Genomic DNA, 8,630 nt, shown 5'->3' with positions numbered 1-8,630 from the left:
ATTTGGGATTTTTACTAATAATGATCTTAGTCTTTATATTTGGGTTAAAATATCAACAATATTTACAGTTAGAAGCTCGGAAGACGTATCAACTTCAAGCTAGTATTGTTTTTTCTGTCCTGTTTCCAATGTTCATTGGCGTATTACTCGGTTTGATAAGATTATTAGATTTAATGCGAAAGCCTGGAGAATGGAAAATAAATTGGATTAAACTCTGTATATTCGGCATACCTACACTCTATGTCTCTTTAGTTCCGCTGTTGTATTGGTCTAGTCTACCTATTTCTTATTATTATTTAACCTTGGGTTATCTATTGATCACTTCTGGAACAACACCTCATACCATATGTGGGCTTATATTCGGTTTTTTATTATTTTACGTCTTCGAAAGGAAGGTCATAGAAAGATAGAATCGGGAATATCTAAGTGGTGATGAAAAGAGGAAAATATGAAAAAATCAGACTGGTTTAGTGTAATTTTAATATTCTCACTGCTCGGGAATTTGGCGTTTTTTCAAAATCATGAACGTGCAGGCAGGAAACAAGAAATTAAAAATGAATTATTGAATTCTTCCATTTACAGAGATCTAGCTCAACTTGAAGAGACGATACAGTACCAAATCGATCATAATTGGCAAAATGAAACCCTTGTTACAGAGAAACTTGATGATGCCCTTGATTCTATTCTCTTAAATCACGGAATGGAGGAAGACAATAATAAAGATGATACGTTCTGGGAATTGCTCGAGTACTTGGATAAGTTCAAGTGTAGTGAAGAACTTTTTGATGTGAGCTTAAATGATGAGCAGCGTGCTAATTTCAATTTTTAGGCGAGAAACTCCGTTCAAACGGGTGGAGCTTTGAAAAGGGGTTTGATTTAAAGTGGGATGTATTTGAATCAAAAGTAAAGGGGCTTATAGCGGAATCATAATAGGATAGTGAATAGCTACATATTGAGGGTGATATGGTGTTAAGGGAAGAGGCTATAAAGATAATCATAGAAAATGATATTACGAAACTTACTAGGGATGAACGTGAGGCCGTGTTATGGAATTCTTGGGGAATCGATGAACATGACCCTGAGTTTCATCATTTTTCAAAGGAGTTGCAGGAGGAACTCTTAAGTTCAGATGTACCAACACATGATGTAATGGATAACCGTTACAATGAATTGTTATTGAAGGTTACAGAAGGCAGTTTCTACGGAATCCCTAACGAATATTTATCTAAACTCGTCTCAGAAATCGTAGGAAGCCATATTGAAGTTGAAGGCTACGTAGAGAAATTATTACCCTGTCCCTGTTGTCATTACAAAACCTTGGAACAACGAGGGGAATATGATATTTGTCCAGTTTGCTTCTGGGAGGACGATGGTAACAATGACCCCAGCAGGTATAGTGGACCCAACCATATGACCTTGTCAGAAGGCAGGAGTAATTACGAAAAGTATGGCGCTTGCTCTGAAAAGGGTGCTGAATTTGTAACTGATAACCGATATGAAATTTATAACAAGGCTGATTAAGACGGTATATTTCTTTGAAAAAATTAATACAGTAGGTGAATAATAAATGACCGATATAATGGATGCAGCACGTAAAGTGGAAGAACTCATGAATTCTAAGGATTTTTCAGGTGTAGTTTTGTTAAAACAAAACGGACAGACACTCTTGAATCTGAGCCGGGGATACGCGAATCGCAGCGATGAGCTTTTCAACCAGATCGATACCCGGTTTGGAATTGCATCAGGGTGCAAAATCTTCACGGCAGTGAGCATATGTCAACTGATTGAACAAGGCAGGCTGTCATATAACACAAAGCTTGTGGATGCATTGAATATTAATTTTCCTCTGTGGCATAAGGAGATTACCGTTCATCACCTATTAACGCACACCTCAGGCATACCGGATTACTTTGACGAAGAGGTCATGGAGGATTTCACTGAATTGTGGAAAGAGCGGCCCGTCTATTCCATGCGGAATGGGAGCGACTTTTTACCGATGTTCCAGCATCTGCCGATGAAGGCAGCTCCGGGTGAACGTTTCCACTATAATAATGCGGCATTTATCGTGTTAGGCTTAATTGTGGAAGAACAATCGGGACAACCTTTCACGGAATATGTACAGGAACACATTTTTAAACATTGCGGAATGACGAATTCCGGTTATTTTTTGACCAATCAGCTTCCACGAAACACAGCAATTGGATATATCGACAACGAGGATGGAACCTGGAACACCAACATATTCTCAATCCCAATCAAGGGCGGGGCCGATGGTGGGGCGTATACAACAGCACCTGATATGATTCGTTTCTGGGATGGACTGTTAACTTATCAGTTATTGAGTGAATCGACAACACAACATTTGATTACACCTCATGTACATGAAGAAGGCGAGACTTACTATGGAAGTGGTGTTTGGGTTGATCAAAAAAATGAAGGGATATTCAAAATACATGTCATGGGATTTGATCCTGGCGTGTCGTTCATGTCTTCGGTATATCCTGAACATGCTGCGCAACTGGTCGTTCTCTCCAATAAGGAGTCAGGTCCATATCCGATAACACGTGCAATTGAAGAGACACTTTTTGAGGTGTAACGAAGTAAAAATGTACGCGAGCAACCCCAACCGATCGGAAAATATCCGGTCATGGTTGGGGTTTATACGGGGTTACATATAAACGGATAGATGCGGTTTACAATAGGCTAAGTAACTGTGGAGCGATCAATCTAGGGAAAACATCCAGAGGAGGCTTTTCCTTTTTTCGCTTGTCGTTCGTCAGGACCGTAACTAGCTCCAGCTGTGGAACAATGTATACAAACTGACCGCCAAATCCGCGGGCGTAATAATAGTGGAGTACAGCTTTGTTTCGGTCAGCGCTGTTAATGGATGTGGACTCTGACGAAGTCGGTGGCGTACGTTCTTCACTAAATTCAGATGGTTTATCACTCTTGCAAGTATCGACCCACCAGTGCCAGCCGTAGCTACCACGGTTCGGTGGTGTCACGGTAATGAATGCTTTTGTAGAACGGTTAACAAGTTCACTTGAAATCAAACGCTCACCATGCCACATGCCTTCCTGCAAGAAGAGCTGACCGAATTTCAGCAAATCATCGGGCAGCATCTTTAACCCGAAGCCTCCTGTATGCACACCCTGAGGATCACACTCCCAATGATACTCCGTAATCCCTAATGGACCAAATAAATAACGTTCTGCGAATCCAGCTACACTCATTCCAGTATGTTGCATAAGGATGGCCGCCAGTATTTGCGATACCCCCGAATTGTATTCCATGTGTGTTCCAGGTGTATGACTGAGACGTTGTTCCAACGCAAAGTTCACCCAATGCTCCGTGCGTGTCATACGTGGGAACGAATTCTGTCCACCAAACTCATCCCAGTTGAAGCCGGCTGTCATGGTGAGCAGCTGTTCCAGGGTGATTTGCGATTTGCGAGGGTCAGGATCTGAAACCAGCGCCGGAAAAAAGGCGGACAGTGGGGTTGATGCATCTGGCAGCCAACCGTGATCCATAGCGATACAGATAAGTGCAGACAGCACACTTTTGGTGCAAGAATTGACTTTGGCGATCTGACTTGCTGCTTCCTGATTACGATAGTGCTTGTATATGTTCTCCCCTTGCATGCTTACGAGACAGCTTCGCAGATCCAATGATGGAATCTGTTGTTGAAAAATAGATTGTACGGATGAAGGATTCATAATGTTCCTTTCTGAGGCTGTTTATAAAATAGGTGTTCATAATATTAGCATAGGAATGGGCAGAGCTCAAATGGAGTAAAGGAGATGAGATCCATTTAGGCAAAAATATATATCGAAGTTATAATAGAGTAGAAGTTTATACGTAGTTTTCATATCAATATATACCAACTGGGAGGGTACACCTGTGTTCAAAATTGGAAGTCAAGGAACGTTTGAAACGCTGCCTGATTTCGCCATGACGATCTATAAGGGAGACACTGCTGCCGTAGAAGAAAGGATCAGAGAGGGTGTAGATCTGGATGCACCTATCTCTCTCAGCAAATATATAGCATTGACACCGCTCGAGCTTGCTTTGATCACCAATCGTCAGAAGATCATAGAGTTATTCGTAGAGAACGGCGTCAACCTTAATATGAAAGGTAAGCCGGCTATTCTTACCGCAGCCAGATATGGGGAGAAGAGGTCGTCCGGTATCTGCACCAAAAGGGTGCGAAGTTGACCGGTTTAAACAAGGTGAAATCGAGTGCGTACGATGAAGCCTATTACGGCAACAAAAAGAATATAGCTGTACTGAACGAGCTTGGACTGGATATTCGGAAATATGGTGGGAAAACATTGCGCAAAGCAGTGTCAGACCATGATATGAGAACGATACAGTACTTGCTGGATGAAGGGGTAGACATTAACTATAATGAACCGGATATGGTGTACCCTTATAGGGCAACCCCGCTTACTGTCGCTGCTCGCAACAACAATATGAAGATGGTGCAATTTCTCGTGGAACAGGGGGCAGATGTGACCATTCAGGAAAAGGACGGGGAACGGGCATACACGATTGCGGTTAGTCAAAAAAATGACGAGATGGCCGATTACTTAAAGGCTCGTGAACCGAAGGAATTCCATGACTTAAGAAACAAGTTGCATGCGTTGAAGCCTTACAAGCTGCCGAAGGAACTCGTTCATTTTCTCAACGAAGGACCGCGGAGATTGGATTTGCCTGATAACGAATCTGGGATTAAATATGTAGAGTTCTTTAGTCTGTTAGACACTGTGGAGATGAAGATGGGCAGACAGAAATTGCTTCGTTTATCCGCGGATGTAGATCAATACTCCCATATTCATCTGGTCTGGAATCCCAGTAAAAAGCTTATTGGTTTCGTTGATATAGAACATCAGGAATATGGGAATATAGCTCCCCTTTCTGATATAGTTGTTGATTCTGGGAAGAAAATATCTGAATTTTTAAATAATATGTAATTGGAAGAGCCTGATTCTCTTAGTAGAAACAGGCTTTTTTTATTATTCAGCCATCTGACCAGTTTGTACATCAAGCTTCTGGGGTGAAGACCGGAATGCCATCATAGCCAATCAATGCTGGGAGAGATCATGTTCTTCCTTGATCATGGACAATTCCGACAAGGATATGGTCCTGCCCGATCTTTTCAAATACCAGACGCAGTGTATGCCAATCTCTTCCCTCGGCGTCTGTGCCTTTAACATGGAATTCAACAAAATCATGATTGGCCTCAGGATATATCTCGTGTAAATTGCCAGGATGTGCATCTTGGCCAAGAAGAACATTCACGGCGTTTTCGCCATCATGAATAAAGTCCTTATTATACACATATTTAAGATGATAATCGGCATAGGTCATTTTGATTTTGCCATCATCATGATCAGGTACGGTTCGCCATACATATCTGGTCGGATCTCTCAGTAGGTTGCTAATCTCATCTGGTGAGAACACCAGATCATTGACGGGGTCAATGTTGGCAAACGGGGAGAAGCGGACTCCATCCTCTGAAGCCCATGAAGCTACAGTCTCCATGTCTTTTTCTTGAAGAGCTTTAATAATGCTTGTGGATGCTTCGGTAACGGACAGTGGTTGACCCTCCTGTGGTTCACTGGACTTCTTGTTAGTTCGGACTCCTTGTGATAATGCTTCAATTTCCGCCACTGGATTGCTGTCCATCTGAATTTCCTGTTGCTTCTGCATGTTATCTGTAGTTTGAATCTCCGAACGCTCATCAGGAGCTGAACTATAGGCTGCTAGAGCTAAAGTGACTATGATCCCGAGTGCAAGATATGTGATTGTATTCCACTTCAAATGATAACCCCACCTTTCCGTCCTTATATGTTCTTACCCGCATATACGCCATGACTCACAAGAAAATAGAGACAGACCAAGGAAGAAAGATATGCACAGCTCCCCTTTTAACAGCATGATCTCAGTGCTGCGGGCATACATTACAACAATGAGATGTTCGCCCATAAGGAGGAAAAAATTAGCATGATCAATCCGATTTTGCAAATCCCGAATATTCAGCTCGCGGGTGATTCCACTGCTGTACTGAACTATCAGCGAGATCCGCGAAATTATGTTACGCAGTTATTCGGGGAACAACTGCCAACCATTCAGAATGGCTTTTTCAATGTGCACATGAGCAAGGGGATTATTGTTCAGCCTCACTGGCATACCAATACGACGGAAATGATTGTTCTGATTAGTGGAGAGATTACAACATCCGTGTTTGATCCTTTTGCCCGCAGGCGAATTAATTATCATTTGAAACCCGGCCAAGTCTCCATCTTCCCCAAAGGATGGTTTCACTGGTTTGTGGCAGATACGGACGATGTTCACTTGCTGACCATCTTTGATCAGCCCACGCCTGATATAGTACTGGGAGCAGACTTCCTGGCTGCAACACCTCCTGAAGTGGCGCATAGAGCCTACTGCATTGACGAAGAAGCCTATGCCCAAGCGGTTGCATCCATACAAAATGATGCGATCCTGGGGCCGCCAATTGGTTGTGGGGAGTCCGTTTCGGACCAAGTGAATCCAGCATCCAAAACCAAAGGATGACTTTAGTGTCATTTCAGATTATGGCGAAGCCTGTGACCAGAATACACGTCTGGTTGCGGGCTTTTGTTTTGCACAAATATACACATGCAAGATTCTTGGTTAATATAGAATTAGCTTGTAATCATACATAGGGTTACGGAGGGGAACATGGATGACGACAATGGATACAGTATTGCTGGAAAAAGCGATGAGTTATGCGCCTATTTTGATGTTTGATCAGAACGAACCTTTTTATCCGGATCTGGTTGGTATTTCACTGCTTGAGAAACCGGGTGCTTCACCTTCGTTTAGGCGGGAGATTCTTTTCCCGGTTGAGGCCGTGCATTTTGTGATTGAGTATGCGATATGGTGGGATTATGAGATAGGGCACCTGTATGAAATGGAACATGTATGGATCTATGTGGGTCATGATGGAGAGGTAGTGGATTGTGAAGCCAGTTTTCACGGTAAAGTGCTGCGCGGGATGCTGAAGGATCGGGTGAATATGGTTGATCGTCACGTCTGCCTGTATTCACAGCCAGGTAAGCACGCGTTCTCCCCGCTTCCTGTCGTGTTTGAGCTGCTTCCCGATTTGTATTCCGCTGCAGGTATCCAAGCCGGATGTGACGGCCTATTGGTAAACGACTTGTTCCAAAATGATTATGAGACTAATGAATTCATTGATGCCCGGGTAAGGAAATATCTCCAGACCAAAGCCTTTGTGCCGGCAATGCAGTTTGAGGAGTATATACTTGGACCGGAGAAGTTTATCCTATGGGACGAGTTATTTGAGATAATTCCACAGCGAATCAAGAGCCGTCTGCTGGAGCTGGAGCAAATGTATGGAACATAATGAGCTTTCTGCAGCGCAAAGTTTTACAAGAGTACAACAATAAATAAAATAACTAAAGCTATATCGCTATCAAGATCAATAATAAGTGCTTCTTTTCCTAATCAGGAGTAGAAGCACTTATTTGTGTTAAGGAGTTATTTAACTTTTAAAAATGAGATCCATAAATCGGTTGGCCGCCAGGGAAATAGGCATATTCCGTTTGGTCATAATCCCGACATGTGAAGGGGGAAGAGGGACATCGAGCTGAATTTCAAACAGTGAACCTTCTTCCAGCTCCTTGGAAATAAATTCACGGGTTACATAGGAGATACCCAATCCCCGCCGTGCAAATTCAATGAGCAGATCCACACTTCCGACCTCAATTTCAGGCTTCAGTGTGTAACCGTAGCTATTAAACAATTCCGTAATGGCCATACGAACCCGGCTGTTCCGCGAGAAGAGAATAAGCTGATGTTCAAGCAGCATATCCAGTGTCATCACTTTGTCCTTCAACTGGGCATAACGTTCGCCCGCGACGAAGCAATCCTTGAGCTGTATGCTTTCACGGACCTCCAGCTGTGGATCAACAATGGGCATCCGTACAACACCGAGATCAATTTTGCCCTCTTTCAGGAACGTAATGACTTCCGGCGTTGTTCCATGACTTAGATGCAGCTTAATGTTGGGATAGAGGGTATGGAATTCTTCCAGGTAAGCAAGCATGTAATGTTTGAACAAGGAGTCACTGCCGCCGATTCGAAGCTCTCCACTGTCCAGACTTTTCAATGCAGCCATTTTCTCCTCTGCTAGAGAAATCAGAATCTGGGATTGTTCAATATAGGAATATAGGCTAACGCCTTCCTGCGTCAATGCCACCCCTTTGGAATTCCGATAAAACAACGTAAGGCCGAAACTTTCCTCCAACTGCTTGATGGCATGGCTGACACTGGGTTGAGTGATATAGAGTGCCTTGGCAGCTTGAGTCAAACTTCCGGTTTTGGCAGCCCAATAAAAGACTTTATATAACTCATAATTTGTTGTCATAGATATTGTCTATAGCTCCTGTGAAATATATTAATTACTTGTATGGCTATAAAACGTATTATAGTGTAACTACAGAAAAGAAACCAGAGTTACTTGGAAGGAGAACGGTGAAATGGAACCAACGAGCATTATTTTATTTGGTGCTACTGGCGATTTAGCCAAAAGAAAAATATATCCTGCCTTATACAATTTATAT

At 42.8% G+C, this 8,630-nt stretch carries 9 protein-coding genes and 1 pseudogene; 7 read left to right on the top strand and 3 right to left on the bottom strand.

All coding sequences use genetic code 11. The features are described from left to right. The first annotated feature begins 448 nt into the window (after window positions 1–448). From AC3WQ3_RS28565 to AC3WQ3_RS28555, 3 genes are all read left to right on the top strand, one after another. Complete coding sequence (locus AC3WQ3_RS28565; protein WP_492474369.1) at window positions 449–829, top strand: hypothetical protein; 381 nt, start codon at window positions 449–451, stop codon at window positions 827–829. A gap of 134 nt (window positions 830–963) precedes the next feature. Further along, window positions 964–1,521: a CPCC family cysteine-rich protein gene (locus AC3WQ3_RS28560; protein WP_492474367.1), complete on the top strand. Its 558-nt coding sequence runs from the start codon at window positions 964–966 to the stop codon at window positions 1,519–1,521. Between the two features lie 46 nt (window positions 1,522–1,567). Beyond that, window positions 1,568–2,596, top strand: coding sequence for a serine hydrolase domain-containing protein (locus AC3WQ3_RS28555; protein ID WP_492474366.1), 1,029 nt, complete (start codon window positions 1,568–1,570; stop codon window positions 2,594–2,596). A 97-nt stretch (window positions 2,597–2,693) separates the two neighbouring features. Here AC3WQ3_RS28555 and AC3WQ3_RS28550 read toward each other — a convergent pair whose 3' ends face one another. Next, window positions 2,694–3,716, bottom strand: a complete 1,023-nt coding sequence (locus AC3WQ3_RS28550; RefSeq protein WP_492474365.1) for a serine hydrolase domain-containing protein — start codon at window positions 3,714–3,716, stop codon at window positions 2,694–2,696. Window positions 3,717–3,900: 184 nt separating this feature from the next. Here AC3WQ3_RS28550 and AC3WQ3_RS28545 point away from each other — a divergent pair. Beyond that, window positions 3,901–4,973, top strand: a pseudogene (locus tag AC3WQ3_RS28545) (ankyrin repeat domain-containing protein). A 127-nt stretch (window positions 4,974–5,100) separates the two neighbouring features. Here AC3WQ3_RS28545 and AC3WQ3_RS28540 read toward each other — a convergent pair. Then, on the bottom strand, window positions 5,101–5,823 hold the full coding sequence (locus AC3WQ3_RS28540) for a hypothetical protein (RefSeq protein WP_492474364.1): 723 nt from the start codon (window positions 5,821–5,823) through the stop codon (window positions 5,101–5,103). A gap of 183 nt (window positions 5,824–6,006) precedes the next feature. Between AC3WQ3_RS28540 and AC3WQ3_RS28535 the strand changes: the two genes are divergently transcribed. Beyond that, window positions 6,007–6,579, top strand: coding sequence for a cupin domain-containing protein (locus tag AC3WQ3_RS28535; RefSeq protein WP_492474363.1), 573 nt, complete (start codon window positions 6,007–6,009; stop codon window positions 6,577–6,579). Between the two features lie 151 nt (window positions 6,580–6,730). Further along, window positions 6,731–7,411, top strand: coding sequence for a hypothetical protein (locus AC3WQ3_RS28530; protein WP_492474362.1), 681 nt, complete (start codon window positions 6,731–6,733; stop codon window positions 7,409–7,411). A 138-nt stretch (window positions 7,412–7,549) separates the two neighbouring features. Here the strand turns inward: AC3WQ3_RS28530 and AC3WQ3_RS28525 are convergent, their stop codons facing one another. Then, complete coding sequence (locus AC3WQ3_RS28525; protein ID WP_095286386.1) at window positions 7,550–8,434, bottom strand: LysR family transcriptional regulator; 885 nt, start codon at window positions 8,432–8,434, stop codon at window positions 7,550–7,552. A gap of 112 nt (window positions 8,435–8,546) precedes the next feature. Between AC3WQ3_RS28525 and AC3WQ3_RS28520 the strand changes: the two genes are divergently transcribed. Then, window positions 8,547–8,630 (top strand): hypothetical protein (locus tag AC3WQ3_RS28520; RefSeq protein ID WP_492474370.1); only part of this gene is annotated, 84 nt, incomplete at its 3' end.

The sequence above is a fragment of the Paenibacillus sp. FW104-T2 genome (assembly GCF_058789975.1).
The sequence above is the reverse complement of the archived record's forward strand: the minus strand, read 5'-3'. Positions and strand labels throughout refer to the sequence as shown.

What these genes read in the sequence shown, in the direction of transcription:
- AC3WQ3_RS28565 (WP_492474369.1), top strand. Translation starts at nt 449, where the DNA reads ATGAAAAAATCAGACTGGTTTAGTGTAATTTTAATATTCTCACTGCTC.
- AC3WQ3_RS28560 (WP_492474367.1), top strand. Translation starts at nt 964, where the DNA reads ATGGTGTTAAGGGAAGAGGCTATAAAGATAATCATAGAAAATGATATT.
- AC3WQ3_RS28555 (WP_492474366.1), top strand. Translation starts at nt 1,568, where the DNA reads ATGACCGATATAATGGATGCAGCACGTAAAGTGGAAGAACTCATGAAT.
- AC3WQ3_RS28550 (WP_492474365.1), bottom strand. Translation starts at nt 3,716, where the DNA reads ATGAATCCTTCATCCGTACAATCTATTTTTCAACAACAGATTCCATCA.
- AC3WQ3_RS28535 (WP_492474363.1), top strand. Translation starts at nt 6,007, where the DNA reads ATGATCAATCCGATTTTGCAAATCCCGAATATTCAGCTCGCGGGTGAT.
- AC3WQ3_RS28530 (WP_492474362.1), top strand. Translation starts at nt 6,731, where the DNA reads ATGACGACAATGGATACAGTATTGCTGGAAAAAGCGATGAGTTATGCG.
- AC3WQ3_RS28525 (WP_095286386.1), bottom strand. Translation starts at nt 8,434, where the DNA reads ATGACAACAAATTATGAGTTATATAAAGTCTTTTATTGGGCTGCCAAA.